The 26,062-nt window shown below is 38.6% G+C and carries 28 protein-coding genes; 19 read left to right on the top strand and 9 right to left on the bottom strand.

What is annotated here, in order from left to right; all coding sequences use genetic code 11:
- The first annotated feature begins 69 nt into the window (after positions 1 to 69).
- The 15 genes from BuS5_RS11095 (at position 70) to rplQ (ending at position 7,923) form a co-directional block, all read left to right on the top strand.
- Positions 70 to 255, top strand: coding sequence for a type Z 30S ribosomal protein S14 (locus tag BuS5_RS11095; RefSeq protein WP_084446058.1), 186 nt, complete (start codon positions 70 to 72; stop codon positions 253 to 255).
- Between the two features lie 231 nt (positions 256 to 486).
- Complete coding sequence (rpsH, locus tag BuS5_RS11090; RefSeq protein WP_027354299.1) at positions 487 to 885, top strand: 30S ribosomal protein S8; 399 nt, start codon at positions 487 to 489, stop codon at positions 883 to 885.
- 18 nt (positions 886 to 903) lie between these two features.
- Positions 904 to 1,443 (top strand): 50S ribosomal protein L6, encoded by a 540-nt coding sequence (rplF, locus tag BuS5_RS11085; protein ID WP_027354300.1) that lies wholly within the window; start codon positions 904 to 906, stop codon positions 1,441 to 1,443.
- A gap of 25 nt (positions 1,444 to 1,468) precedes the next feature.
- Positions 1,469 to 1,837: a 50S ribosomal protein L18 gene (rplR, locus tag BuS5_RS11080; protein ID WP_027354301.1), complete on the top strand. Its 369-nt coding sequence runs from the start codon at positions 1,469 to 1,471 to the stop codon at positions 1,835 to 1,837.
- 58 nt (positions 1,838 to 1,895) lie between these two features.
- The gene (gene rpsE, locus BuS5_RS11075; RefSeq protein WP_027354302.1) at positions 1,896 to 2,390 is read left to right on the top strand and encodes a 30S ribosomal protein S5; all 495 of its coding nucleotides are present in this window, start codon (positions 1,896 to 1,898) and stop codon (positions 2,388 to 2,390) included.
- 61 nt (positions 2,391 to 2,451) lie between these two features.
- Positions 2,452 to 2,649: a 50S ribosomal protein L30 gene (gene rpmD, locus BuS5_RS11070; RefSeq protein ID WP_027354303.1), complete on the top strand. Its 198-nt coding sequence runs from the start codon at positions 2,452 to 2,454 to the stop codon at positions 2,647 to 2,649.
- Complete coding sequence (gene rplO / locus BuS5_RS11065; RefSeq protein ID WP_027354304.1) at positions 2,636 to 3,070, top strand: 50S ribosomal protein L15; 435 nt, start codon at positions 2,636 to 2,638, stop codon at positions 3,068 to 3,070. Before rpmD ends, rplO begins: the two co-directional genes overlap by 14 nt.
- A 22-nt stretch (positions 3,071 to 3,092) precedes the next feature.
- The gene (gene secY, locus BuS5_RS11060; RefSeq protein ID WP_027354305.1) at positions 3,093 to 4,391 is read left to right on the top strand and encodes a preprotein translocase subunit SecY; all 1,299 of its coding nucleotides are present in this window, start codon (positions 3,093 to 3,095) and stop codon (positions 4,389 to 4,391) included.
- A gap of 29 nt (positions 4,392 to 4,420) precedes the next feature.
- Entirely contained in the window at positions 4,421 to 4,639 is a 219-nt protein-coding gene (infA, locus tag BuS5_RS11055; protein WP_027354306.1) for a translation initiation factor IF-1, read from the top strand.
- Positions 4,640 to 4,799: 160 nt separating this feature from the next.
- A complete protein-coding gene (gene rpmJ / locus BuS5_RS11050; RefSeq protein WP_084446061.1) occupies positions 4,800 to 4,913 on the top strand; it encodes a 50S ribosomal protein L36 in 114 nt (37 codons plus the stop codon).
- A gap of 12 nt (positions 4,914 to 4,925) precedes the next feature.
- Positions 4,926 to 5,315, top strand: a complete 390-nt coding sequence (gene rpsM / locus BuS5_RS11045) for a 30S ribosomal protein S13 (protein WP_027354307.1) — start codon at positions 4,926 to 4,928, stop codon at positions 5,313 to 5,315.
- A 26-nt stretch (positions 5,316 to 5,341) separates the two neighbouring features.
- Positions 5,342 to 5,728, top strand: coding sequence for a 30S ribosomal protein S11 (rpsK, locus tag BuS5_RS11040; RefSeq protein ID WP_027354308.1), 387 nt, complete (start codon positions 5,342 to 5,344; stop codon positions 5,726 to 5,728).
- A gap of 24 nt (positions 5,729 to 5,752) precedes the next feature.
- Positions 5,753 to 6,382, top strand: a complete 630-nt coding sequence (gene rpsD / locus BuS5_RS11035) for a 30S ribosomal protein S4 (RefSeq protein WP_027354309.1) — start codon at positions 5,753 to 5,755, stop codon at positions 6,380 to 6,382.
- A gap of 75 nt (positions 6,383 to 6,457) precedes the next feature.
- A complete protein-coding gene (locus BuS5_RS11030) occupies positions 6,458 to 7,477 on the top strand; it encodes a DNA-directed RNA polymerase subunit alpha (protein WP_035265668.1) in 1,020 nt (339 codons plus the stop codon).
- A gap of 8 nt (positions 7,478 to 7,485) precedes the next feature.
- Positions 7,486 to 7,923, top strand: a complete 438-nt coding sequence (rplQ, locus tag BuS5_RS11025; protein ID WP_051374882.1) for a 50S ribosomal protein L17 — start codon at positions 7,486 to 7,488, stop codon at positions 7,921 to 7,923.
- A gap of 130 nt (positions 7,924 to 8,053) precedes the next feature.
- Here the strand turns inward: rplQ and BuS5_RS11020 are convergent, their stop codons facing one another.
- The 4 genes from BuS5_RS11020 to BuS5_RS11005 all read right to left on the bottom strand — a co-directional run bounded on the left by BuS5_RS11020 (position 8,054) and on the right by BuS5_RS11005 (position 12,920).
- Positions 8,054 to 9,139, bottom strand: a complete 1,086-nt coding sequence (locus tag BuS5_RS11020) for a GGDEF domain-containing protein (RefSeq protein WP_198012273.1) — start codon at positions 9,137 to 9,139, stop codon at positions 8,054 to 8,056.
- Between the two features lie 381 nt (positions 9,140 to 9,520).
- A complete protein-coding gene (locus BuS5_RS11015) occupies positions 9,521 to 10,285 on the bottom strand; it encodes a succinate dehydrogenase/fumarate reductase iron-sulfur subunit (protein WP_027354312.1) in 765 nt (254 codons plus the stop codon).
- Positions 10,282 to 12,195: a fumarate reductase/succinate dehydrogenase flavoprotein subunit gene (locus BuS5_RS11010; RefSeq protein ID WP_027354313.1), complete on the bottom strand. Its 1,914-nt coding sequence runs from the start codon at positions 12,193 to 12,195 to the stop codon at positions 10,282 to 10,284. Before BuS5_RS11010 ends, BuS5_RS11015 begins: the two co-directional genes overlap by 4 nt.
- Positions 12,196 to 12,275: 80 nt before the next feature.
- Positions 12,276 to 12,920 carry a succinate dehydrogenase cytochrome b subunit gene (locus BuS5_RS11005; RefSeq protein WP_232223080.1) on the bottom strand — a complete coding sequence of 215 codons (645 nt, stop codon included), beginning with the start codon at positions 12,918 to 12,920 and terminating at the stop codon, positions 12,276 to 12,278.
- Between the two features lie 786 nt (positions 12,921 to 13,706).
- On the opposite strand from BuS5_RS11005, the gene BuS5_RS11000 reads away from it, so the two are divergent.
- Complete coding sequence (locus tag BuS5_RS11000) at positions 13,707 to 14,372, top strand: IS1 family transposase (protein ID WP_274427664.1); 666 nt, start codon at positions 13,707 to 13,709, stop codon at positions 14,370 to 14,372.
- A gap of 89 nt (positions 14,373 to 14,461) precedes the next feature.
- On the opposite strand, the gene BuS5_RS10995 is transcribed toward BuS5_RS11000, so the two are convergent.
- Positions 14,462 to 15,874 carry a transposase gene (locus tag BuS5_RS10995; RefSeq protein ID WP_274427663.1) on the bottom strand — a complete coding sequence of 471 codons (1,413 nt, stop codon included), beginning with the start codon at positions 15,872 to 15,874 and terminating at the stop codon, positions 14,462 to 14,464.
- A 459-nt stretch (positions 15,875 to 16,333) separates the two neighbouring features.
- Positions 16,334 to 17,650 carry a transposase gene (locus BuS5_RS10990; RefSeq protein WP_274427662.1) on the bottom strand — a complete coding sequence of 439 codons (1,317 nt, stop codon included), beginning with the start codon at positions 17,648 to 17,650 and terminating at the stop codon, positions 16,334 to 16,336.
- Positions 17,651 to 18,241: 591 nt separating this feature from the next.
- On the opposite strand from BuS5_RS10990, the gene BuS5_RS10985 reads away from it, so the two are divergent.
- The 3 genes from BuS5_RS10985 (at position 18,242) to BuS5_RS10975 (ending at position 20,892) form a co-directional block, all read left to right on the top strand.
- A complete protein-coding gene (locus BuS5_RS10985) occupies positions 18,242 to 18,634 on the top strand; it encodes a rhodanese-like domain-containing protein (RefSeq protein WP_035266833.1) in 393 nt (130 codons plus the stop codon).
- Between the two features lie 14 nt (positions 18,635 to 18,648).
- Positions 18,649 to 19,455, top strand: coding sequence for a sulfite exporter TauE/SafE family protein (locus tag BuS5_RS10980; protein WP_027355163.1), 807 nt, complete (start codon positions 18,649 to 18,651; stop codon positions 19,453 to 19,455).
- A 768-nt stretch (positions 19,456 to 20,223) separates the two neighbouring features.
- The gene (locus tag BuS5_RS10975) at positions 20,224 to 20,892 is read left to right on the top strand and encodes a reverse transcriptase domain-containing protein (protein WP_274427661.1); all 669 of its coding nucleotides are present in this window, start codon (positions 20,224 to 20,226) and stop codon (positions 20,890 to 20,892) included.
- On the opposite strand, the gene BuS5_RS10970 is transcribed toward BuS5_RS10975, so the two are convergent.
- The 3 genes from BuS5_RS10970 to BuS5_RS10960 form a co-directional block, all read right to left on the bottom strand.
- Complete coding sequence (locus tag BuS5_RS10970; protein WP_274427660.1) at positions 20,889 to 22,301, bottom strand: transposase; 1,413 nt, start codon at positions 22,299 to 22,301, stop codon at positions 20,889 to 20,891. The genes BuS5_RS10975 and BuS5_RS10970 overlap by 4 nt on opposite strands.
- Before the next feature lie 986 nt (positions 22,302 to 23,287).
- On the bottom strand, positions 23,288 to 24,061 hold the full coding sequence (locus BuS5_RS10965; RefSeq protein WP_027355192.1) for a prepilin peptidase: 774 nt from the start codon (positions 24,059 to 24,061) through the stop codon (positions 23,288 to 23,290).
- Positions 24,062 to 24,608: 547 nt separating this feature from the next.
- Positions 24,609 to 26,021 (bottom strand): transposase, encoded by a 1,413-nt coding sequence (locus BuS5_RS10960; RefSeq protein ID WP_274427659.1) that lies wholly within the window; start codon positions 26,019 to 26,021, stop codon positions 24,609 to 24,611.
- Positions 26,022 to 26,062 lie beyond the last annotated feature (41 nt).

Here is a 26,062-nt window from a genome sequence, read left to right as displayed (position 1 = left end):
GTAACAAATTTGGAGTATTGATGATTTAGTAATTCTTTTTCTAAATCATCAATTTATAAGGAGGAAGATTTGGCAAAAAAAGCTCTTAGAATTAAGGCTATGCGACAACCGAAGTTTAAAGTAAGAGCATATAATAGATGCCCTCTTTGCGGAAGGCCAAGGGCGTTTATAAGAAAGTTCGGTATTTGCCGTATTTGTTTTAGGAATCTTGCATCTCAGGGTAAACTTCCAGGCGTTACTAAGTCAAGTTGGTAAAATAAACCATCTATAGCTTGTCACATAAATAATTTCACTGCGTTATCGGTCGTTGGAGTATCACAATACGCCTTCCTCCCCTCTGGCCTTGTGAAATTTATTATCTGACAATCTATATAGCTTTTATTCTGAAATTTATAATATTTTGGCATCATCCTATAATCTTGGTTTTGTATATGATTTGGCTGCCATGCCTAAATAATATGTTAATTTTTTTTAACGGAGAGTAGAATGTCAATTAGTGATCCCATTGCGGATATGCTGACTCGAATCAGGAATGCAGTCAAGGCAAAATTTACAAAAGTAGACATACCCGGCTCAAAAATAAAGATTGAAATTGCTAACGTACTAAAAACTGAAGGTTTTATACAGAATTTCAAATTTATTAATGATAACAAGCAAGGTATCCTGCGTTTATATCTTAAGTACGGAGAAGGTCGTTCAGATGTTATTTTGGGAATTAAGCGTATCAGTAAGCCTAGCAGAAGGGTTTATTTTAGAGCAAAGGATATAAAACCGGTTTTAAGTGGTATGGGTATTTCTATTTTTTCTACCTCTCGCGGCGTAATGACCGATAAAAGAGCGAGAAAAGAAAATTTAGGCGGTGAAATTCTCTGTAACGTTTGGTAGTAATTGGGAGTAAAGCGAATGTCACGTGTGGGAAAAAAAACGATTTGTATACCAAGTAGTGTTAAAGTCACTTATTCTGAACATTTGTTGAATGTGAAGGGCGAAAAAGGTGTGCTTACAAGGTTGGTTCATCCTGACATTGATCTGAATATTGAAAATCAGAATATAAATGTAACTATGAAAAAGGATGATAGGGTTAGCAGAGCTTTACAGGGCCTTACCAGAAGTCTGGTTTCCAATATGGTAATTGGAGTTGATAAGGGATTTGAACGTGTACTTCAAATAAACGGTATAGGTTATCGCGCTACAATTAAAGGACAGACCATAACATTTAATCTTGGATATTCAAGTCCTGTTCTTTTTGATCTTCAGGAAAGTGTTTCGGCAACTGTGGACAAGAATAATACTATCAAGCTTTTCGGCATTGATAAAGAGCAACTTGGGCAGGTCGCTGCAGCAATAAGAAAGTTGAGACCACCTGAACCTTATAAAGGCAAAGGTATTAAATATGCTGAAGAGCATATTAAAAGAAAAGCCGGCAAGACCGGAGTTAAATAAAAAATTTTCTGAAGGGAAGTCTTAAATGGGTTCGCAGGATTTAAAAAAACAGGCGCGTTTGAAAAGAAAAAAGAGAGTTCGTAAGAGATTGACAGGAACATCGGAGCGGCCAAGGTTAACTGTATTTCGTAGTGCAAAACATATATATGCACAGGTTGTTGATGATACATCCGGTCACACGCTTGTTGCTGCTTCAAGCCTTGAGCCGGCGACTAAAGAACAACCTCAATTTGAAAGCAAAGTGGCGGTTGCTAATTATGTCGGCAAACTTTTGGGCGGACGAGCAATTGAAAAAGGATTAACAAAGGTTGTTTTCGATCGTAATGGTTTTTTATATCATGGTCGAGTTAAAGCAGTATCTGAAGGAGCACGTGAAGCTGGGTTGGTTTTTTAGTGAAATTATGTAGTTGACAATCTATAGGACTATAAATAGGACTAAGGAGGAAAGCCACTTGTACAAAGAAGATACAGTAGAAAATCAATTAATTGATAAGGTCGTGTATATCAATCGCGTGGCGAAAGTAGTAAAAGGTGGCCGGAGATTCAGCTTTAGTGCTATTGTTGTAGTTGGAGATGGTGATGGTGCTATCGGTTATGGACTTGGTAAGGCCGGAGAAGTTCCCGTTGCTATTCGCAAGGGTATAGAAAAAGCAAAGAAAAATATGGTTAAAGTTTCCTTGAATAAAGGAACCATTCCTTTTGAAGTTATAGGAAAGTATGGGGCCGGTAGAGTTTTTTTGAAACCAGCATCAGAGGGTACCGGTGTTATAGCAGGAGGTGCTGTACGTGCGGTCCTCGAAGCTGCTGGAGTTCAGAACATTCTTACAAAGTGTATGGGTTCTCATAATCCCCATAACCTGGTAAAAGCTACCATTGAAGGCCTTACACAGCTTCAGAGCCGAGCGCAGGTTGCAGTAAGACGTGGTATAGATGTTAATAGTCTGTGAAGTTATTGGTAGCGAACCATAAGGCTTCAATGTGCCTTTAAATATCTGAGGTAGAAATTATATGACCGGAACAATAAAAGTCACTCTTGTGAAAAGCATGATCGGTAGACCTGAAAAACAACGTAAAGTTTTGCGTGGCATGGGACTTACAAAGTGCAACAAAACTGTTGTGCTTGAAAATATTCCATCTATTCGAGGTATGATTAATAAGGTGTCGCATCTTGTAAAGGCTGAGGAGAAACCTGATGAAGTTAAATGAACTTGCGCCGTCCCAAGGATCACGCAAACAGCGAAAACGCCTTGGACGCGGCGTTGGGTCTGGTACTGGTAAAACAGCTGGCAGGGGAACCAAGGGCTATAACAGCCGTTCAGGAGGAGGCGTCCGTCCTGGTTTTGAAGGCGGTCAGATGCCCATACACAGACGCTTGCCAAAGAGAGGCTTTACCAATATTTTTAAAAAAAGAATATCTGTTATTAATATATCTGATTTGTCCAGATTTGAAAATGGCAGTATTGTTGATGAGGCTTTACTTGTTAAAGCCGGTCTTGTCAAAGGTAGAAGAGACGGAATTAAGCTTTTGTCTCAGGGCGAAATTAATAAACAACTCACCATTCGTTTAGACAAATTAAGTAAAGCTGCTGTGGAAAAGATTTTGGCAGCAGGTGGAAAAATTGAGTAATAAATAAAGGTTGAGGTATTATATGGCTGTTGGAGGTTTCGGGAATATATTAAATATACCGGAATTAAAAAAAAGATGCCTTGTTACCCTTGGTCTTCTTATTGTATATCGCATCGGAGTACATATTCCTACGCCCGGGATTGACAGCATTGCATTAGCTGAAATATTCGCCAGGGCAAAAGGGACTATATTAGGCGTATTCAATATGTTTTCAGGGGGTGCTCTGGAAAGGCTCTCTGTATTTGCTTTGGGTATTATGCCTTATATAAGCGCATCTATTATTATACAGCTTTTAACGGTCACAATACCATTTCTGGAACAACTAAAAAAAGAAGGTGAGCAGGGGCATAAAAAGATTACCCAGTATACGCGTTATGGGACTGTCTTTTTAAGTATAATTCAGGGCTTTGGTATAAGTATCGGTTTGGAAAGGATGGGAACTGTGCTTCATCCCGGATGGGGTTTCAGGTTAATGACTGTTCTTACCTTGACAGCCGGAACAGCCTTTATAATGTGGCTGGGAGAACAGATTACCGAGAGGGGTATAGGAAACGGGATTTCATTAATAATATTTGCAGGTATTATTGTCAGGATTCCGGATGCAATAGGCAATACATTCCGATTAATTGCCACCGGTGAAATGAGCGTTTTTCTTATTCTTATTTTACTTGTATTCATGGTGGCTGTCATTGCGCTTATTGTTTTTGTTGAACAGGGCCAGCGCCGTTTACCAGTCCAATATGCAAAAAGGGTAGTGGGGAGAAAGATGTATAGCGGGCAATCCACCCATCTGCCTTTGAAGATTAATACATCAGGCGTGATACCACCTATATTTGCTTCATCAATTATGATGTTTCCTGCCACAATTGTAAGTTTTATCACAGTTTCGTGGATTCAGGATTTGATTAATTTGTTAAGACCCGGCAATCTGCTTTATGAATTACTATATGTAATAATGATTTTTTTCTTTTGTTATTTTTATACTGCTATTACTTTTGATCCCGTTGATGTGGCTGAAAATATTAAAAAACAGGGAGGCTTTATACCGGGAATGCGGCCAGGCAAGCGTACTGCAGATTATATTGATAAGGTTTTAACACGTATTACCTTGGGCGGGGCTATATATGTTTCTTTGGTATGTGTGTTACCATCGATTCTGATATCATATTTTAAAGTACCGTTTTATTTTGGAGGTACTGCTCTTTTAATAGTGGTTGGTGTTGGAGTAGATACTATATCTCAAATAGAATCACATATGCTGGTTCGTCATTATGAAGGATTTTTAAAAAAAAGCGGCGGTAAAATAAAGGGCCGGTTTTAGAAATATTCTTTTTACAGGATTTATATATTATGCCAAAGGAAGAGGCTATCAAGGTAGAGGGTAAGGTTATTGAGACTTTGCCTAATGCTATGTTTAAAGTTGAACTTGAAAACAATTACCAAGTTCTTGCGCATATTTCGGGCAAGATGCGTATGCATTTTATTAAAATATTACCTGGAGATAAAGTTGTTGTAGAACTTTCACCTTACGACCTTTCTCGAGGCAGGATTACTTACCGTGTAAAATAATATCGTATTTATTTTGTTTTAAGTAACCGGGCGACTGTAACTTTTTATTATTGTCAAAGGTGTATCGGGTTTTAGTAAGTCTGATTAAAAGACAAGTTGATTGGTTTTGTGGGCCTTTTGCAAAGTTTTTATATTTTTTTGTATATTGGGAGTGGCAAATATGAAGGTTAGAGCTTCAGTAAAGAAGATTTGCAGTAAATGTAAAATACTGCGCAGAAAAGGTGTGTTAAGGGTTATATGTGAGAACAAGAGACATAAACAGAGGCAGGGATAGAGGGGGGCAGCTTTGGCAAGAATTGCAGGTGTAGATTTACCCAAACGTAAGCGTATCGAGATAGGTCTAACTTATATCTATGGAATTGGAAAAACTATTTCAAAGCGTATAATTGCAAATCTGGATATTAATCCTAATACATTGACCGATGACTTGACGGAATTGGAGATTAACAGCATCCGCAAAGTAATTGATAATGATTACAAGGTGGAAGGTGAGCTGCGCACAGAAGTCTCAATGAATATAAAAAGATTAATGGATTTCGGGTCATATAAAGGACTGCGCCACCGCAGGTCACTTCCTGTACGTGGACAGAGAACAAGTACAAATGCACGTACTCGCAAGGGCCCTAAAAGGTCAGCAGTGAAGAAACAGGGTGGCGCAGGTAGCGCAAAGAAGTAATTTAAAAGAAGACAGGTGCTATATAAATGGCTAAAAGAACACATACCAAAAAGAAAGAAAAAAAGAATATACCTTCTGGTGTAGTTCATATTCAATCTACTTTTAACAATACTATTATTTCAATTACAGATCCGGCTGGTAATGTTGTTGCCTGGTCTAGTTCCGGTGTAAAAGGCTTCTCGGGTTCACGCAAGAGTACTCCCTTTGCTGCGCAGCTTGCTGCGGAAGATGCTGCAAAAAAAGCAATGGAACATGGCATGAGAACTGTAGATGTTTACCTAAAAGGGCCTGGAGCTGGACGAGAATCTGCTTTAAGATCTTTACAAGCGGCGGGGTTCAAAGTAATTATGATAAAGGATGTGACTCCTGTTCCGCATAATGGTTGTAGACCCCCAAAAAGACGTAGAGTTTAATTTTTTTTACTGGAGGAATTCCTATTGGCACGATATAGAGGTTCTGTTTGTCGGCTGTGCCGGCGCGAAAATTTAAAATTGTTTCTTAAAGGAGATCGTTGTTATTCGGACAAGTGTGCTTTTGACAGGCGCGGCTATCCTCCTGGTGATCATGGCCAGCGGCGGGGAAGAAAACCATCTGATTATGGTATTCAGTTGAGAGAAAAGCAGAAGGTCAAGCGTATCTATTCACTTTCTGAAAAACAGTTTCGACTTTTTTTTAAAAAAGCAGAAAAACAGAAAGGTATAACAGGAACGAATTTTCTTATGTTGCTTGAACGAAGGCTTGACAATATTGTATATCGTATCGGTTTTGTTGACTCCCGTTCCCAGGGACGACATTTTGTGAAGCATAATCACTTTACTGTTAACGGGATAAGGGTCAATATTCCTTCATTTCTTGTTAAAATTGGTGATGTTATTGAGGTTAGAGAAAAAAGTCAAAAGATTAAGGTTGTTATAGACTCTCTAGATGCAGTGGTGCGGAGAGGTGTGCCTCAGTGGCTTGATTTGGAAAAAGAGAAATTTAAGGGAGTAGTAAAAAGTTTTCCAGTACGGGAAGACCTTACAATGCCTATGCAAGAGCAGTTGATAGTAGAACTTTATTCAAAGTAGTTTTGAATTTTACCATAACTCTCTCACATTAATTTTTCATTTAGACATTTTCTAAAAAAAGCTGGAGATAAAATAATGTCGTCAAACGAATTAATGTATATGAACTGGCAAGAAATGGTTAAGCCTGAAAAAGTTCATGTAACATCTACACCTCTATACGGTAAATTTGTATGTGAACCACTTGAAAGAGGATTTGGCTTAACTATAGGTAATTCATTACGAAGAATAATACTTTCATCTCTTTATGGCGCGTCGATTGTATCCGTTAAATTTGATTCCGTAATGCATGAATATAGTACTATTCCAGGTGTACTTGAAGATGTCTCTGAGATTATTCTTAATTTAAAACAGGTTCGCTTAAAACTTAGCGAAACAGAGTCTGCTCATGTTCATATTTCTGCTTCAGGTGAGGGTGTGGTTTTATCTGGAGATATTGTAAGCGATGATGGTAGCTGTGAAGTTATGAATCCCAATTTGCATATTGCAACTCTTTCTGGAAATGCTACTCTGAATATGTCAATGGTTGTTAAGATTGGCAGACGATATGCGTTATCTGAAGAGAATAAGGATGAGGATGCTCCTGAAGGTACAATATCTATCGATTGCGTATTTTCTCCCATAAAACGAGTTACTTATGCAGTAAGTGATGCCCGTATCGGACAGAAAACCGATTATGATAAACTGACTATGGAGGTCTGGACCGATGGGAGTATTGCACCCGAGGATTCTGTTGCATATGCTGCCAAGATTCTGAAAGAACAGATGAGTATTTTTATCAATTTTGATGAAACACTTGAGCCTGTTATTGAAAAGGAATCGGATGTGCCGGTGCAACCGGAGTTTAATACAAATTTATACAGACGAGTCGATGAGCTTGAGTTATCAGTGCGCAGCGCGAATTGTCTTAAAAATGCCAATATAATAAAGATTTATCAACTGGTTAATAAATCCGAGTCAGAGATGCTGAAAACTAAAAATTTTGGTAGAAAGTCATTGAACGAGATCAAAGAAGTTTTGAATGAAATGGGTCTTTCTCTTGGCATGAAACTTGAGGGATTTGTTATACCTGAAGAAGATATTGAAGAAGGAGAATAGGCGATCCCATGAGACATAGAAAAGCTGTTTTGAAGTTAAATAGAACAAGCAGCCATAGAAAGGCTATGTTCAGAAATATGGTAACCTCCCTGTTTAAACATCAGAGTATACGTACTACTGATGTTAAAGCAAAGGAAGTGAGACGGTGGGCAGACAAATTGATTACTCTGGCTAAGCGTGGAGATCTCCATGCCAGACGTCAGGCTCTTTCGATTGTAAGAGAAAAGGGTGTTGTTCATGAGCTTTTTGGCGTTGCTCGTGAACGTTATGGCGCTATAGCCGGTGGTTATACCAGAATTACTAAATTAGGCAGACGTTCCGGTGATGCAGCACCTGTTTCTATTATTGAATTATTAGGATCCGATACTAAGAAAAAAGATACTAAGAAAAAAGACATCGGAATTGAAGCTGAGCAGGAAAAATCTGGGGTAGCATCAAACGGATAGAGTAAAAATAATTATTATATTTTAAAAAGCCTTATTGTATTTAATAAGGCTTTTTTTTTATTTCTCGTTCCACAATATGGGTTGTTCCCACGCTGGAGCATGGGAACCGAACAAGTTTGACAAGACTTTTTTAGTTTTTCTTTCCGCTATTCTCCCTGTTAACAGGCAAATTAATTATATTAAATTTTTTTCCGAATCCTTTATTCTTTGTTCTTTTTGCATTATATAGATTCTTGTCAGCGTGTTTTAAAAGAAGATCCGGCGATTTCATCGCTTTGTTCACTGTGGATGAGACTCCAAAACTAATAGAAACAGGGATGAATGATTTTTCAGTATTTAAAGGATGCTCAAGGCAATAAAGTTTAATACGATTAATGAGTTTTTTTGCATCATTTTCATCGGTTTCGGGAAGGATCGCTACAAATTCATCTCCCGCAAATCTGGTGATTATATCGGATTCCCTGCTCCTGTATGACAATATATCGGCAACATGTTTTATCATAGCATCACCTAAATCATGACCATGCACGTCATTGGTGCGCTTAAGGTTATCGATATCAAAAAAAACAACAGATAACGGGCTTCCATATCTCTCTGACCTCTTAAATTCTCTTTTGATCACAGCATTCATTACCCTTCGGTTTAAAAGTCCGGTGAGGGGGTCATGATAGGCCATTATTTTTAATTTTTCATGCGCGGTGACGTTTGATAAACAGAGAGAAATTTTTACGGCAAGATGCTCAAGAAGAGCAGTGTCTATGCCGGGTTGAAAACGTATAGGTGAAGAGTCAGCCTGGTTTAGACTACCGATGATTTCTTCGTCAATAGATATGGGCGCAATGGCTATAGAGCCTATAAGATGTTTTCTTTTTATGGGTATAAGGTCGTAAAAAAGTTTTAAATCTTTGTTTGCCAGCAGGGGAGTTTTATTATTATCAACAAGTTTCTGAAAAGATGCTCGATTAATAATATTTATATTTTTTTTTAATATTTTTGATGATTCCATCTGGCGGAGAAGACTCGTCACTTCGCTTGTTTTGATTAAGGAAATCCATACATACGGTACATTGAATATATCTTTGATTTCTGTTAAAAGAACCTCAAAAAAATCTCGAAAATTCAAAACTTTTAAAATTTTGGTCTCAACCTGATAAAATTTTTTGGCAATCTCTTCATTTTCTTTTAAACGTTCGATAATCGTTTCTATGTTGTCCATTGTCTGCCTTATCAAATTGGGCCATCCGTAATAACCATTTTTTAATTTGTAATTTTTTGTTTTTGTATGAACATAAGGCATTCAGCCCCTGAATTTTGCAAGACTGCCACAGAAGGCAAATTTTTACTTTTAAAGTTTATAGCTTTGCAGCCATGCGGGAATTTTTTATCCCACGTGACATAATAGTGTTGGCATTTATAACAGTTAATAGCCATCCATTTACTTTTAAGTGAATCCCAAGCATCTTTCCATGTCAAAACCGGTATTCTCACCGCAGAGGACGCTGAAAGCGCAGAGGAAAGTGCTGGGATTTTAATCTAATATCTCAGCGGATTCTGCGTTCTCCGCGGTTAAATCCAACCCAAAGTAAAAAAGTCTATACTATTGTACGGTCGAAATAAAACTTGCCTTTAAAAATTCACGGTTCATACGCGCTATATTAGTTATAGAGATTTCTTTGGGGCATTCTGCTTCGCATTCTCTTTCATTGGTGCAGTTGCCGAAGCCGAGTTTGTCCATAACCCTGGTCATGGCAATGGCGCGTCGCGCTGCTTCCGGCTTGCCTTGGGGCAGTAATGCCAGTTGAGATATCTTGGCGCTTGTAAAAAGCATTGCTGATGCGTTGGGGCATGCTGCGACACATGCACCGCAGCCTATGCATGCCGCTGCATCCATGGCAAGTTCGGCAGTTTCCTGGGGAATGAGGATAGAGTTGGCATCCTGTGCGCCTCCTGTGTTGACTGAAATATAACCGCCTGCCTGGATGATTTTATCCAGAGCGCTTCGGTCTACAACAAGGTCTTTTATCACCTTAAAAGCCTTGGCACGCCATGGTTCAATAACTATTACATCATTATCCGAAAATTGTCTCATGTGAAGCTGGCATAATGTTGTTCCTTTTTCAGGCCCATGCGCGCGACCGTTTATAACAGCACCACACATTCCGCAAATGCCTTCCCGGCAGTCATTATCAAATGCTATCGGCTCTTTGCCTTCAAGGGTTATTTTTTCATTTACAACGTCAATCATCTCCAAAAAAGACATATCCGTGGAAATATTCTTTGCATAATAAGTTTCAAGCCTGCCTTTTAAATCAGGCCCTTGTTGACGCCATACTTTTAGCGTTAAATTTATAGTCTTTGTCACTTGTAGCTCCTTTGTGTCAATTCGACGTTTTCAAAAACCAGTGGTTCTTTATGCATTTTGGGATCCTTATCATCACCTTGGAATTCCCAGGCTGATACATGACAGAAGTTTTCATCATCGCGCAAAGCTTCATTTTCATCTGTCTGGAAGGCCTCATTAAAATGACCTCCGCATGATTCCTTACGTTCAAGGGCGTCTTCTATCATTACCTGGCTGAATTCAAGAAAATCCGCCACACGTCCTGCACGCTCAAGGGACTGATTAAAGTCTTTCTCTTTTCCCGGGACAGTAACATTCTGCCAGAATTCTTCCTGCAGACCCTTGATATTCTCTTTAGCTTTTTCCAGACCCGCTTCATTTCTTGACATGCCGCAATGTTCCCAAAGAGTCAGCCCGAGTTCCCTGTGAAAATCATCTACCGTTCGTTTTCCCTTGATTGAAAGGAGGTTGTTCATACGTGCCTTGACCATTTTGACAGCATTTTTAAAAGCAGGATGATCTGTTGTAATATCCTTTCTGGATGTACCCGCAAGATAGCCGCCAATTGTATAGGGTATAATAAAATAACCGTCTGCGAGTCCCTGCATCAAGGCGCTGGCTCCAAGTCGATTTGCTCCATGATCTGAAAAATTGGCTTCACCAAGAACAAAAAGGCCTTCAAGATTACTCATTAGATTATAATCTACCCAGAGGCCGCCCATGGCATAGTGGATCGCAGGATATATCATCATTGGTGTTTCATACGGATTGTCTGCTGTAATTTTTTCATACATCTGAAAAAGATTTCCGTATTTTTGTTTTATTACATCCCGCCCATCACGTTCAATGGCTTCCGCAAAGTCAAGATAAACTGCCAGACCGGTTTCACCAACACCTTTCCCAATGTCGCACTGTTCCTTTGCATTGCGTGAGGCTACATCACGGGGAACCAGGTTGCCGAAGCTCGGGTATTTATTTTCAAGGTAATAGTCTCTTTCCGATTCCGGAATCTGGTTTGCAGGCCGTTTGTCTCCCGGGTTTTTAGGTACCCAGACACGTCCATCGTTTCTTAAGCTTTCGCTCATGAGGGTCAGTTTCGACTGAAATGTTCCATGAACCGGGATGCATGTCGGATGAATTTGAGTGAAGCAGGGGTTTGCAAAAAGAGCACCCTTTTTATATGCTCTAAAAGATGCTGTAACATTACTTGACATTGCATTTGTGGAGAGGAAAAAAACATTTGCGTATCCGCCTGTGCAGAGAACAACAGCATCTGCGTCGTGTGACTCAATCTCCCCGGTGACCAGATTTCTGACTATTATTCCCCGGGCCTGATCATTTATCACCACCAGGTCGAGCATCTCCCTCCTGGTAAACATTTCGACCTTGCCTGCATTAATCTGCCTTGACAGGGCGCTGTAAGCGCCAAGAAGAAGCTGCTGACCGGTCTGGCCTCTTGCGTAAAAAGTTCTGGAAACCTGGGCGCCTCCGAAAGACCGGTTTGCAAGCAGACCGCCGTATTCTCTTGCAAAGGGTACTCCCTGGGCTACACACTGATCTATTATATCTACGCTTGCCTGCGATAGCCTGTAAACATTAGCCTCCCTGGATCTAAAATCACCCCCTTTTATGGTGTCATAAAACAGGCGCTGGATGCTGTCACCGTCATTAGGGTAGTTTTTGGCTCCATTTATACCACCCTGGGCAGCGATACTGTGCGCACGTCTGGGGCTGTCCTGGATGCAGAATGTCTTGACATAATATCCGAGTTCGGCAAGTGATGCGGAAGCGGAGCCACCTGCAAGGCCGGTTCCAACCACAATAATGTTAAATTTTCTTTTATTGGCGGGATTGACCAGGTTTAATTCACAACGGTGTTTATCCCATTTTTCCGGAAGCGGCCCACCTGGAACCTTACTATCGAGTTGCATAACAAATCCTTTCAAGTTTTCATACAGAAATGTCTGTTTTTTCTTATTTTTTTGTTAGACTTAAATCCGGATGAATAATTCTAAACAATAAACGCAATGAATATAGGTATAAAACCAAAACCTATTCCGATAACCAGACTGAACAGAATTCCTATATTTTTTATTATGGGCATATATTTAGGATGGTTGGCGCCTAAGGTCTGGAACAGGCTCCAGAATCCGTGGCTTATGTGTACTGCCGCTATAATAACCGCAACAAGATAAACAGGCATTAACCCGATTTGTGACAAAGAATTGGATACAATCTGGTACACAGTCTGATTGGTATGATCGACAAAGTGAAAGTCAAACAGATGAAAGATAATAAATAGCATAAGAATAAAACCGGTATACGGCATAGTAGCCGATCCCAGGGTGCGGCCCCCGGCATTCTTGTTAACCTTGTATCTTACAGGTCTTGCCTTGAGATTCTGAAAAAAAAGAATTGACCCTGTAAGGATATGAATTATTGCCAACAATAATAGCCCCCATTCGAACAGTGTAATAACAGGTCCTAAAGAATGAAGATGTTCAACATAGGCGTTGAAGAGATCCTGACCACCATAAAGAGTAAGGTTGCCTATAAGGTGTACAGTAAGGAAGCCGCAGAAACTCAAGCCTGTAACCGCCATTAATATTTTTTTACCTATGGAAGTTGTAAATGTTTTTGTTACCCAGTGCATCATTTCCTCCGCTATTTTTGATGGTTATAAAGATCATGCGAATTTTAAAAATTTATTGTTTACTTGTCAATACAATTTAAGGGTCAATGTAATAGAATCTTTTGATCTCATCCACGCTTTGGGCTAAATTTTTTTTTATATGAAACACCAGCAATTCCTGGACGGGTCTTAACTATCTGATATTATTATGTTATCAGACAAGAGTTTTCGCAAACTCTAAAATTAAAAGTCCAATGATTCCAATAAGTTAAGCTATTTATGACCGGGAATTGCTGATGAAACACACTCCCCTAAAAAAAGCGTAGGGGTACCATTGATTTTAAGGTAATCTTAAAATTATTAATATTATTAGTAAGTTATCAATGTTGTATAAATAAAATCAGTTCCTTGGTTAATAATAAGATTGCGGTAATCAGCTTTTCAATGAATTTAGAAATGTCGGCCTATATCAAAAAAGTTTTATATGCGTAGTTCCTTCTCTGAAGGACTAACAGTTAGTTGTGCAAAAGGCCGACCAGTCATGTTATATTCGCGCTCAAAGGCTTCAGTTGTACTCTCGACTTCATTTTCCAATTCAAAGCAAATCAGATTACTGTAATCCACTCAAACGATTTTATAAATTGCTTATGGCAAAATTAAATTTCACATAGTTACGCCATAATGGAAAAATGGGGTTTTTCTGGGTTAACTAATTGATTTTATTATTAAAGTTTTTTTACTTTGCAACACCCTTTAAAAGCAATATATTTTGTAGAGCACGGTTAAAACTCTATTCAAAGGATCGCAACCATGCAAAATACAGCAAATACAGCCCTAACACTTTTTTGTCCCAGGAAAAGCTGCAAATGTTATCAATCAACCGAGAACAAAATCACCAAGGATGGAGTTTACATAACAAAATCCGATTTTGAGCCAAGACAAATGTTTTACTGCAATGGTGGCAAACATAGATTCTCAGAAACAGGATATTCCGATCTTTTTGGAAAGCATGGCAGTTTTAAAGAATATGAGCAAACGGCAAAGCTAAACTCTTACGGCCTTGGCACTGATGCAATTGCCGATGTACTTCAAAAAGATCGAAGGACAATTGAACAATGGCAAAAAGCTATTGGGCAAAAAGGCCAGCAATTTCACCTATTTCTTTGTTTTACTATCGGACTTACCATTATATTTCTCCAGATGGATGAACTATGGTCTTACCTTAAAAATAAAAGTCAACAATTATGGGTTTTTATCGCTCTTGAATCCACAACAAAATTCTGGATCGGTTTCGAGTTGGGTTCAAGAACAACTTACACTGCAAACCGTTTAGTAAAGGGCATTAAAAAGTTGGGCAAATGGGGAAAAGATAATATATTAAAGGTCGCTACAGATAAATTAGCGGCTTACAAAAATGCGCTAACATTATGTCTGAAATTCCTTATGCTTACCTGCAAATTGTTAAGCGCCGAATAAAGCGTCGGCTTGTAACAGTTAAAAAATATTTTGTAAAAGGTACTGTAACTCGATGTTCAAGTTTTTGATGACGAACTTGCCAAAAGCACTTAGCAAGGACAATATTTACGTGATAGAGAGGGTGTTGGCCCCAATCTACCTATAGTTCTTCCGCTCATATGTTTTCCCGATGGCATAAGTCGGAAAACTTTTTTGATAACTTGGCCCATTTCTTTAAGTTTTTCACCGGGATCTTGTTGTTGCAGCAAAGATTTGACACATTCCATCAAAACATCCATTTGAGTTTTTCTTTGCAGACTTCCCACGGTAAACACGGGAGTTTTGTTCTCTATGCAGGCCTCCTGCTCAGGGTGAAGGAGGAGGCAATGGTCTAGCAACAGACTCAAGATCAGGCCTCGGCTTGATCCTTCTTCGTCATATTGTTTGGCCTCTTGTCCCCATCCTTCATAAAGCTTCCAGTCTTCAAAAAAAACCTCTACAAGCCATCTCAAAGAATATGCTTGAATAATGTCAACTGTGCGCCAACTCACATCAGTGGCAGCTAAGTAACGGTATTCATCTTCCCCTTCATATTTAAGAGCTATCACAAAAAGCACATTGCCATCGTGTGCATCAACCTTAAGGCGGGCACTGCTCACTGTTGCATTGACTTTTTCACCGCCTCGCACACGAATGGTGCAATTTACACCTTTGTTAATCATGTTGAAATAATCCGTAATTGTCTTTTTTTTACCTTTGTATCGTATATTTTGATTTGACTTTAATTGGCTGATAATTTGCACTCCTCCCAAAATATTAGAGGCTCCATTCATAAATTCTTTTGAACCGTATAAAGCGTCAGCCAATACACATTTAACAGTAATTTTAGGATAATATTTTTTAAAATTCTCAAGTAAGAGCAGGGCTAATTGAATTTTTTTCGGATACTCAGGGTTAAATGCTGGTTTGACAGGACGCTTACTCTTCGGAAGTCCCTTTTTTTTCAATTTCTCTTCTTCTTTTTTCCAGGCACTAACAATTGGATCAGGCATGTAAAACTTAAAACCAATAGGTACGGTTATAGAGTCTGTGACCAAAAGAAGCAAAATAACTGTTTGCCCATTAACATAACCTCCGCTTGCTTTGTGTTTTTGCTTATGAGCCTTGTATATTCGCTTTGTATTCTTGGAACGGGCACGATCAGACTCATCAAAAACAATTACACCATTTATAATACCATATTTTTTCAAAATATGCCTGACGCTTCCAACAAGTAAATTGTCCCATGAAATCTTACCCTTACGAAACATCCAAGATAGAGCCGCTAATTTATAATTGCCCAGACTCGCCCGTTCAAATTTTGCCCAACATACAGCATTTACCATTAATATACCGGTAAGACAAAAGCTTAGCCATGCTTTCTGGGTAAATGTTAATCCCGCACCAGGTTTGTATTGCTCCAGGCTATTGTTGAGATCTTCAATGTACTGTTTGATAAATGGTGCAGATTCAGTTAATAGCATTATGAATGGGCTCTTTCAAAGTTGTTAATATTTTTAATGGTCGTGATTATACTATCAAACTTTAAATTTAGCTAATCATAAAAACTTGATCATCGAGTGTAAAAGATTTCCCTGGAAAAAGCCAAAACACCTCATTTATTGAGAGACTGAACCTTACCCTGAGGCAACATATCTCCTATCTTCAGAGAAAAACCCTGGGGTATTGCAAGAACAAGCTGAATTTTAGTAATGTAATGTGGATTAACTTATTCAGTATCCGCTGAATTTCGATAATAACATAGTATATCAGCATTGTTCATATATTAATCATAGAGAATTTTAATCTAAAATTTTAAGCTCATTTGTGGTATTTTAATTGAATTTTGGTAAAAAACGGCAAATTGTTAACACCTATAGACGCACCTCTCCTATCCGCATATTTTTTAAAATCAACTATTTTTGATAAAATCCTTGTTCGGCTTATGCCAGCCCGAGTTTCATCAGTTTTTTTTCTTCAATCTTTTCTCCCATTAGAAGCTGAATAAACTTTTTAAGATTATAAGCGGTTTGACAAAGCAATGACCATATACGGTCTCCTTCAAATCCTCTATAAAGACTGCATCCAAAACCTCTAATATTTTTTGCAATAGCTATGAAACCTTCTGTTGCTGAACGGGCTTTACAGCAAAAACTCTGTTTTTCTTCGGATACATCTTTTTTACGCCCCAAAAAAACGTTACTGATATTGTCTGCAATTTTAAAATTACCATTGCTTCTGTAACCAAGGTCGGTAATAATATTTTCCGGTTCGCCTTTCATCCGTTTTTTGAACTGTTCGAGTGTTCCAGCAAAAAGCGTTTTATCATTTGGATTACCGATAAAATTTTCAATGGTAATCATGAATCCTTCCCTATTGAAAGTCATTTCCATTGTTGTGCCGAATTCACACTTCGGATGCTCTTTTCCTTTTACAATCGGGCGGGCATCCGGTTCATCAATGGATACAATCCGGTTTTTTATCTGTTTTTTACCTTCGAGTTTTTCTAAGGTTTGTGCTTCAAGAATAGTAAGAATAGCAAACATATTGTCAGCTTTTATTTGTTTTTTCTTTGTGGTCTTTAATGATTCAACTTTTTTATCAAATATTTTTAGAGCAGGAATAAATAATATATTAAATTTGAGTAACCATTCCAAACGGTTTTGTTTTTTGTTCAAAAAAAATTCTCGCCATAATTTTTTTACTTCATTATTGTCCCACCACAAGGAGATTTGATGCAAAACGGCAAATTGTTTCATTTTGTCAAAAGCTTTAAAAATTAAATGTACATCATTTGGATAGATAACGTTATTTTTCAATACGCTTGAATCTATCATAGCATTATCACCCTGTATTATCCCAGCTTTGCGTAGAACCTCAAAAACTTCTTTTTCTATAATTTCAACACCTTCTTCACCTATACGTTTTCGAAATACACATATAGAACTCGGATCCAGGCATGTTTGCAATTCCTCATTTGTGATGTTACAAAAATATTGAATATAGTGGTTTTCTTTTATATGCTTAACCATTTGCCTATCACTTAATTGATAGTATTTTATACAAATCAAAATCGCTGTCATCATCCTGAGAGATTTTCCAAAAGCACCCTGACTGGTGTTATAAAATTTACACAACTTTGTAATCATTTTTTGCCATGGAATTATCCCACGGATAATAACCAATTCCTGAACTGGATTGGTTATATTTGCTTTCACCCATTCATCAGAAAGAACTTCTTCAAAAGTATTTTTTATCATCAGAATACCTCCTATCCTTTTTAGAGTGCTTAAAATACCATTTAGCTGCAATTTAAAAAATGGCATATACTGCTATGGATAGCAAAGCATTTCTTTCATAAAAAAGAAATTCAGCAGATACTATTCAACTATAATTACATACAATTTCATAAGAGCTTACGAATACGAATTAACAATGAAAACGAGAAATTTATAAAAAAGTATAACCATAATACACCGGCAATGCAGATGGGACTTACGAATTCTCCACTAAACTGGAGATATCTCATTACAGTCCCAATACCTTGTAAGTAGCTGATTTTTCGAACCTGCATTGTTTTGTAGGGACTACCTAATATTTGATGCCGTAAGGGCTGCAAAGTTATACGCCAAACGGGGTGTCGCCTGTTTGGTTGATAATCCGGTAAAAAGGATTTGAACCGAGGAACCGTATGAGGGAAATCTTCACGTACGGGTCTGTAGGGGGGGCGTCGGGTAACCGATGCTCCTACCTGGAACTCGGACAGCAAAAAGCGCCGCTCGTTCCTCGCTCTGCTTTGTGCAGCCGGTGATTTGTGGCGTTATGCCCATCATATGAGAAAGGAGATTGAAATGGAACAAGTTCTTAAAAGTCTTACATTAGATTATTTTGGAAATGGAAAACATAAAATATCGCCGGAGAAGTTTTTCGATATGAAGAAAGGTCTTCTATTGGATGTTCGATCAAAAGAAGAATCAGATTCCATCTCTATAAAATTGGAGCATCATCCTAATGTGGAATCTTTAAACATACCGATTAACGAAATTCCTGACAGAATTGATGAAATTCCAAAGATAAAATTTATAGGTGTATTCTGTCCTGCAAATGTCAGGTCGTCTATTGTCTATGCCTATCTACTGTCAAAAGAATTCCCGGAGGTACGCATTGTTGAAGGCGGATATTCTGCTCTGACAGAAGCCTTGAAGCCGGGACAGGTTCTCAAGGTCATTAAAAGCAAAAAATGAAGAGGGATTATTAGATGACAAATCTTATTATAGTAAGTTCTCTCATTTTTATCGTTGCTATTGCAATGACAATGGTCGGTAAAGGCGGAGGGAATTTCTATGTTGTAATTCTGGCAATTGCCAATATCCCAATGCACGAGGCAGCAACAACAGGTCAGTTTATTCTTTTTTCAGCTTCTGTTGCGGCAATGATTATTTTTCAAAAAAATAAGTCTGTATCATGGGTACTGGCTGTTCTGATCGGAATATTTACAGCCTTGTCAGCACTTGGAGGAGGATATTTTTCTCATTTGTTCAGCGGATTTTCATTAAAGCTGATATTTGCTGTTATGTTGTTGATAGCAGGAATAGTAATGTTGATTCCTGTTTCAGAAAATCAAACCATGCCAAAAAACAAACATTTAGGAATTATAAGTATTAAATCTGGCAATGAAATTTATAATGTAAATTTATGGGTTGCTTTACCGATTACTGTTTTAACAGGTTTTGGTTCTGGGATGGTCGGAGTTTCAGGAGGGTCTTTTCTGGTTCCGTTAATGGTTTTGGCTTGTGGAGTATCGATGCATACAGCGGTCGGAACAGCTTCCACATTAATAGCGGCAACTGCATTTATGGGTTTTACAGGTCATGCGGTTCAAGGAGATTTTAATCCTTCATGGGCTGTTCCATTAGCCTTTATTACAATTATAGGTGGATTACTGGGTGGAAAGTTTGCATTAAAAACAAAGCCCAAACATCTCAAGAAACTATTTGCTTATACCAATTGGCTTGCAGCTTTGTTTATGGTAATTAATGCACTTCATACAAAGGGAATCATATAGCTATTGGGGGCATAACAAGGCGCTCCTCGTGCCAAGATAAATCCGAATCGTTGGGATAAGACACAAGGTCTTTGAAACTCGATATTGTTACCAAGTGGGTGCTCGGGAAACGGTTTGTTTCCTTCATCTCTGCAGGGCTTGCTCTGGCATTGATGTTAAGATAGTCCCACCTGACTAAAGACTAACCAGCAGGTCAGTAGCGAAGTCCACAGGTAAACCCGGTAACGGGAGTCTGGAGCTGGACGGAGCAAGATTGCAGGCTCTGTATTGAGCCCCGAAAAATGTATGGTTGTGGTCATTGTGATAATCCTGCTTGCAGGAAAAAGCCGACGCTTTGGAGACAGCGGAAGGCAGCAGTCCTGAATATGCTAAGGCAAGTATTCAGGACACCACCGGGGTCTTAGACCAGGGCATGTACTCAAAGGGGTAGCTCGGGAACTTGGGAGACCCGGATGTTTCCTTGGGTAAAAAGAACGGTAACAGGAAATCCAGCGCAAGCGAAATCCCGGCGTTGCATAGGAATGTCCCGCCTTGCAACGAGTCTGCCATTGGCAGAAACACAAACATTAAAAGATGGGCGATACAAGGTATCAGGGGAGGATAGCGAAGAGCGAACGAACCTGAGATAAACATTCGGAAGTCTTAGCAGATCATAGTACCGATGATTAAGAATTGAACTATCTTGATCGGAAAGGTGGGGAAGTGATGCCCAAGCGACCCACTGCAGGGAAGGTGAAGCAGGGTATAACGTTTTTTTTGGCAGGAATTATGGGAGATACACAGAGGTCACAAACCATATCAACAAAAAACCGAGAAATTGCAAGAACGGTCGCTTGCAATTCCAGACCGATAGAATGGGGACAACCACCGGTGTTAACAGGTGGGTCATCCCTTATCAAAATCGAGCTGCTTGCTCAAAGTAATCCTGAACTGGTATTTACATCAGTAGTCCATCGGATAGACTTTGATTTACTGAAACAATCCTTTCGTAAAATTCGGAAAAGCGAATCTGCAGGAGTGGACAAGGTTACGGCAAAGGAGTATGCCGAAAATCTTGATCAAAACCTTTATAATCTGTATGAACGACTGCGGAGAGGACAGTACGTTGCGTCTCCTGTAAAGCGTATCTGGATAGACAAGGAAGGAGGGGAAAAGCGTCCAATTGGCATACCTGTACTTGAGGATAAAATTGTCCAGAAAGCAGCAGCAGCCATATTGAATGTCATATTTGACAGGAATTTTTACAATTTTTCCCATGCATTCAGAAAAGGTCGGAGCCAACACATGGCAATCAAAGATTTACGTGAGCAATGCTTGAAGCAGAATATCAGCTGGATAGTAAGCGCAGATATTACAGGACTATTTGACAATATTAATCACGAGTTACTTAAACTCGATGTTCAAGTTTTTGATGACGAACTTGCCAAAAGCACTTAGCAAGGACAATATTTACGTGATAGAGAGGGTGTTGGCTCCAATCTACCTATGGTTCTTCCGCTCATATGTTTTCCCGATGGCATAAGTCGGAAAACTTTTTTGATAACTTGCCCCATTTCTTTAAGCTTTTCACCGGGATCTTGTTGTTGCAGCAAAAATTTGACACATTCCATCAAAACATCCATTTGAGCTCTTTTTTGTAGACTTCCCACGGTAAACACGGGAGTTTTGTTCTCTATGCAGGCCTTTTGCTCAGGGTGAAGGAGGAGGCAATGGTCTAGCAACAGACTCAAGATCAGGCCTCGGCTTGATCCTTCTTCGTCATATTGTTTGGCCTCTTGTCCCCATCCTTCATAAAGCTTCCAGTCTTCAAAAAAAACCTCTACAAGCCATCTCAAAGAATATGCTTGAATAATGTCAACTGTGCGCCAACTCACATCAGTGGCAGCTAAGTAACGGTATTCATCTTCCCCTTCATATTTAAGAGCTATCACAAAAAGCACATTGCCATCGTGTGCATCAACCTTAAGGCGGGCACTGCTCACTGTTGCATTGACTTTTTCACCGCCTCGCACACGAATGGTGCAATTTACACCTTTGTTAATCATGTTGAAATAATCCGTAATTGTCTTTTTTTTACCTTTGTACCGTATATTTTGATTTGACTTTAATTGGCTGATAACTTGCACTCCTCCCAAAATATTAGAGGCTCCATTCATAAATTCTTTTGAACCGTATAAAGCGTCAGCCAATACACATTTAACAGTAATTTTAGGATAATATTCTTTAAAATTTTCAAGTAAGAGCAGGGCTAATTGAATTTTTTTCGGGTACTCAGGGTTAAATGCTGGTTTGACAGGACGCTTATTCTTCGGGAGTCCCTTTTTTTTCAATCTCTCTTCTTCTTTTTTCCAGGCACTAACAACTGGATCAGGCATGTAAAACTTAAAACCAATAGGTACGGTTATAGAGTCTGTGACCAAAAGAAGCAAAACAACTGTTTGCCCATTAACATAACCTCCGCTTGCTTTGTGTTTTTGCTTATGAGCCTTGTATATTCGCTTTGTATTCTTAGAACGGGCACGATCAGACTCATCAAAAACAATTACACCATTTGTGATACCATATTTTTTCAAAATACGCCTGACGCTTCCAACAAGTAAATTGTCCCATGAAATCTTACCCTTACGAAACATCCAAGATAGAGCTGCTAATTTATAATTGCCCAGACTCGCCCGTTCAAATTTTGCCCAACATACAGCATTTACCATTAATATACCGGTAAGACAAAAGCTTAGCCATGCTTTCTGGGTAAATGTTAATCCCGCACTAGGTTGGTATTGCTCCAGGCTATTGTTGAGATCTTCAATGTACTGTTTGATAAATGGTGCAGATTCAGTTAATAGCATTATGAATGGGCTCTTTCAAAGTTGTTAATATTTTTAATGGTCGTGATTATACTATCAAACTTTAAATTTAGCTAATCATAAAAACTTGATCATCGAGTTTTAAGCAAAATTTAAGGGGTCCAAAAAGTGAGGAAAAACTGATATTGGTATGTTTCAAAAGGCCTTTATACTGTTTAAAGTAAAATATCATTTAAGCCAATAAAATTAAATACATACAACATTTTCAATAGTTGACCGAACGTCTATTTTTTTCAACAATAATATAAATATAACTCGTTGTTTTCATTTAATTTTTTTATAAATAAGTACCATATCCCGTTAATTTTTTGTGAAATTTGTCTAAAAAATATTATCAAATCAACATGTTACCTTTTTAGACACCCCAGACTTAAATTTATAAACAGATTTTTATCCGGTTAAACGGATGCAGGCTCTGCTGGGGAGCAACCTGCCAAGGGATAGCCGGACGCAGGTGGCATTGGAAAATGCACCAGAGGGAGACGGTTAAAATATGACTGTTTCCCTCAACTCCAATAATCATTATCCAAGCCTTCCTGCCTATGCCTTAAAAACCCAATAAAATAAAACGCGAAGCACATTTTTTTGTTTAAAATGTTGCTTATTTTTAAATTGGAATTCTCCAATTCACGCTGAACCAAGACATTTCTTGCTAGTGCCCATCCATAAATGGCTATTTTGCCCGATATCTGCGTTGCGCTAAAATTTTAATCCTCGAGATACTTAATGTATTACTGTGGTTAAACCCGATTTAAGATTTGGTAGTGCGCCTTGATCTCGAACCAGCAATTCCCGGACGGGTCTTAACTATCTGATATTATTATGTTATCAGACAAGAGTTTTTGCAAACTCTAAAATTGAAAGTTCAATGATTCCAATAAGTTAAGCTATTTATGACCGGGAATAGCTGATCTCGAACAAACTATCCTATTTATGTATGGACACTTGCTAAAAATTTTCTATTGAACTCATAATAAATTAAAATACCAATTTATCAGAACAGGGCCGAAAAAAACATATACTACCGCGCCTAAAGCTATAAACGGCCCAAAAGGAACAGCAAGCTTCAAACCTTTGCGTGTTCGCAGCATCAGTATGATTCCAATCAAGGCGCCTGCCGCGGATGATACAAAAATTGTAAATAGTACGCCCTTCCAACCAACAAGAGCCCCTGCCATAGCCAGCAGCTTTATATCACCCCCCCCCATCCCCTCCTTACCTGTCAACAAGGCATATACCCAGGCAACCGTTAAAAGGCTTCCTCCCCCGACAAGTATCCCCAAAACTGAATTTACCCAGTCGCTTTCCGGCAGCAAAAATGCCAGGCCGAAAAAGATCGGTATGCCGGGAAGTGTTATTACATCCGGTATAATCCTGTGATCAAGGTCAATAAAGGTAACAACGATAAGGACGGCTATGAAAACAAAATATACAAAAGAATATAGGGAAAGTCCAAATTGTTTTAAAATCAAAAGTGCAAAAAGACCGCCTGAGATTTCAACCAGGGGATAACGGAAGGGTATTATAAAACCACAATGCCGGCACCTCCTTTTTAAGAGAAGGTAGCTCACAACGGGAATATTATCATAAAAACGTATTATAGAGCCGCAATCAGGGCAAACAGATCTGGAAGGCTTGGGAATCGGTTTAGAAAGTGGAAGTCTGTAAATGCATACATTTAAAAAGCTACCAATACATAACCCGAGTAAAAAAACAATTACTTCAACATAAAAACTGATCATATAAAGCCCCTATTAAAAGTTGCAACATGTTCAGAAATTTATTAAATTTTTTTTTATATGAAACACACTCCCCTAAAAAAAGCGTAGGGGTACCATTGATTTTAAGGTAATCTTAAAATTATTAATATTATTAGTAATTTATCAATGTTGTATAAATAAAATCAGTTCCTTGGTTAATAATAAGATTGCGGTAATCAGCTTTTCAATGAATTTAGAAATGTCGGCCTATATCAAAAAAGTTTTATATGCGTAGTTCCTTCTCTGAAGGACTAACAGTTAGTTGTGCAAAAGGCCGACCAGTCATGTTATATTCGCGCTCAAAGGCTTCAGTTGTACTCTCGACTTCATTTTCCAATTCAAAGCAAATCAGATTACTGTAATCCACTCAAACGATTTTATAAATTGCTTATGGCAAAATTAAATTTCACAAGGAACCAGTTTAAGTCCCACTTCTTTGGCTCTTTTGTTTAAATTTCTCAACACTTTTTGTTTGTTTGGAGCTATTACTCGATGTTCAAGTTTTTGATGACGAACTTGCCAAAAGCACTTAGCAAGGACAATATTTACGTGATAGAGAGGGTGTTGGCTCCAATCTACCTATGGTTCTTCCGCTCATATGTTTTCCCGATGGCATAAGTCGGAAAACTTTTTTGATAACTTGCCCCATTTCTTTAAGCTTTTCACCGGGATCTTGTTGTTGCAGCAAAAATTTGACACATTCCATCAAAACATCCATTTGAGCTCTTTTTTGTAGACTTCCCACGGTAAACACGGGAGTTTTGTTCTCTATGCAGGCCTTTTGCTCAGGGTGAAGGAGGAGGCAATGGTCTAGCAACAGACTCAAGATCAGGCCTCGGCTTGATCCTTCTTCGTCATATTGTTTGGCCTCTTGTCCCCATCCTTCATAAAGCTTCCAGTCTTCAAAAAAAACCTCTACAAGCCATCTCAAAGAATATGCTTGAATAATGTCAACTGTGCGCCAACTCACATCAGTGGCAGCTAAGTAACGGTATTCATCTTCCCCTTCATATTTAAGAGCTATCACAAAAAGCACATTGCCATCGTGTGCATCAACCTTAAGGCGGGCACTGCTCACTGTTGCATTGACTTTTTCACCGCCTCGCACACGAATGGTGCAATTTACACCTTTGTTAATCATGTTGAAATAATCCGTAATTGTCTTTTTTTTACCTTTGTATCGTATATTTTGATTTGACTTTAATTGGCTGATAATTTGCACTCCTCCCAAAATATTAGAGGCTCCATTCATAAATTCTTTTGAACCGTATAAAGCGTCAGCCAATACACATTTAACAGTAATTTTAGGATAATATTTTTTAAAATTCTCAAGTAAGAGCAGGGCTAATTGAATTTTTTTCGGATACTCAGGGTTAAATGCTGGTTTGACAGGACGCTTACTCTTCGGGAGTCCCTTTTTTTTCAATCTCTCTTCTTCTTTTTTCCAGGCACTAACAACTGGATCAGGCATGTAAAACTTAAAACCAATAGGTACGGTTATAGAGTCTGTGACCAAAAGAAGCAAAACAACTGTTTGCCCATTAACATAACCTCCGCTTGCTTTGTGTTTTTGCTTATGAGCCTTGTATATTCGCTTTGTATTCTTAGAACGGGCACGATCAGACTCATCAAAAACAATTACACCATTTGTGATACCATATTTTTTCAAAATACGCCTGACGCTTCCAACAAGTAAATTGTCCCATGAAATCTTACCCTTACGAAACATCCAAGATAGAGCTGCTAATTTATAATTGCCCAGACTCGCCCGTTCAAATTTTGCCCAACATACAGCATTTACCATTAATATACCGGTAAGACAAAAGCTTAGCCATGCTTTCTGGGTAAATGTTAATCCCGCACCAGGTTTGTATTGCTCCAGGCTATTGTTGAGATCTTCAATGTACTGTTTGATAAATGGTGCAGATTCAGTTAATAGCATTATGAATGGACTCTTTCAAAATTATTAATATTTTTCAATGG

The organism is Desulfosarcina sp. BuS5 (assembly GCF_028752835.1).
GTDB lineage: Bacteria > Desulfobacterota > Desulfobacteria > Desulfobacterales > BuS5 > BuS5.
The sequence above is the reverse complement of the archived record's forward strand: the minus strand, read 5'-3'. Positions and strand labels throughout refer to the sequence as shown.

What these genes read in the sequence shown, in the direction of transcription:
- BuS5_RS10985 (WP_035266833.1), top strand. Translation starts at nt 18,242, where the DNA reads ATGGAACAAGTTCTTAAAAGTCTTACATTAGATTATTTTGGAAATGGA.
- BuS5_RS11000 (WP_274427664.1), top strand. Translation starts at nt 13,707, where the DNA reads ATGCAAAATACAGCAAATACAGCCCTAACACTTTTTTGTCCCAGGAAA.
- BuS5_RS10960 (WP_274427659.1), bottom strand. Translation starts at nt 26,021, where the DNA reads ATGCTATTAACTGAATCTGCACCATTTATCAAACAGTACATTGAAGAT.
- rplQ (WP_051374882.1), top strand. Translation starts at nt 7,486, where the DNA reads ATGAGACATAGAAAAGCTGTTTTGAAGTTAAATAGAACAAGCAGCCAT.
- BuS5_RS10990 (WP_274427662.1), bottom strand. Translation starts at nt 17,650, where the DNA reads ATGATAAAAAATACTTTTGAAGAAGTTCTTTCTGATGAATGGGTGAAA.
- rplF (WP_027354300.1), top strand. Translation starts at nt 904, where the DNA reads ATGTCACGTGTGGGAAAAAAAACGATTTGTATACCAAGTAGTGTTAAA.
- rpmJ (WP_084446061.1), top strand. Translation starts at nt 4,800, where the DNA reads ATGAAGGTTAGAGCTTCAGTAAAGAAGATTTGCAGTAAATGTAAAATA.
- rplR (WP_027354301.1), top strand. Translation starts at nt 1,469, where the DNA reads ATGGGTTCGCAGGATTTAAAAAAACAGGCGCGTTTGAAAAGAAAAAAG.
- rplO (WP_027354304.1), top strand. Translation starts at nt 2,636, where the DNA reads ATGAAGTTAAATGAACTTGCGCCGTCCCAAGGATCACGCAAACAGCGA.
- secY (WP_027354305.1), top strand. Translation starts at nt 3,093, where the DNA reads ATGGCTGTTGGAGGTTTCGGGAATATATTAAATATACCGGAATTAAAA.
- BuS5_RS10975 (WP_274427661.1), top strand. Translation starts at nt 20,224, where the DNA reads ATGGGAGATACACAGAGGTCACAAACCATATCAACAAAAAACCGAGAA.
- BuS5_RS10965 (WP_027355192.1), bottom strand. Translation starts at nt 24,061, where the DNA reads ATGATCAGTTTTTATGTTGAAGTAATTGTTTTTTTACTCGGGTTATGT.
- BuS5_RS10995 (WP_274427663.1), bottom strand. Translation starts at nt 15,874, where the DNA reads ATGCTATTAACTGAATCTGCACCATTTATCAAACAGTACATTGAAGAT.
- BuS5_RS11005 (WP_232223080.1), bottom strand. Translation starts at nt 12,920, where the DNA reads ATGATGCACTGGGTAACAAAAACATTTACAACTTCCATAGGTAAAAAA.
- rpmD (WP_027354303.1), top strand. Translation starts at nt 2,452, where the DNA reads ATGACCGGAACAATAAAAGTCACTCTTGTGAAAAGCATGATCGGTAGA.
- BuS5_RS11010 (WP_027354313.1), bottom strand. Translation starts at nt 12,195, where the DNA reads ATGCAACTCGATAGTAAGGTTCCAGGTGGGCCGCTTCCGGAAAAATGG.
- infA (WP_027354306.1), top strand. Translation starts at nt 4,421, where the DNA reads ATGCCAAAGGAAGAGGCTATCAAGGTAGAGGGTAAGGTTATTGAGACT.
- BuS5_RS11020 (WP_198012273.1), bottom strand. Translation starts at nt 9,139, where the DNA reads ATGGACAACATAGAAACGATTATCGAACGTTTAAAAGAAAATGAAGAG.
- rpsH (WP_027354299.1), top strand. Translation starts at nt 487, where the DNA reads ATGTCAATTAGTGATCCCATTGCGGATATGCTGACTCGAATCAGGAAT.
- BuS5_RS10970 (WP_274427660.1), bottom strand. Translation starts at nt 22,301, where the DNA reads ATGCTATTAACTGAATCTGCACCATTTATCAAACAGTACATTGAAGAT.
- rpsK (WP_027354308.1), top strand. Translation starts at nt 5,342, where the DNA reads ATGGCTAAAAGAACACATACCAAAAAGAAAGAAAAAAAGAATATACCT.
- BuS5_RS11030 (WP_035265668.1), top strand. Translation starts at nt 6,458, where the DNA reads ATGTCGTCAAACGAATTAATGTATATGAACTGGCAAGAAATGGTTAAG.
- BuS5_RS10980 (WP_027355163.1), top strand. Translation starts at nt 18,649, where the DNA reads ATGACAAATCTTATTATAGTAAGTTCTCTCATTTTTATCGTTGCTATT.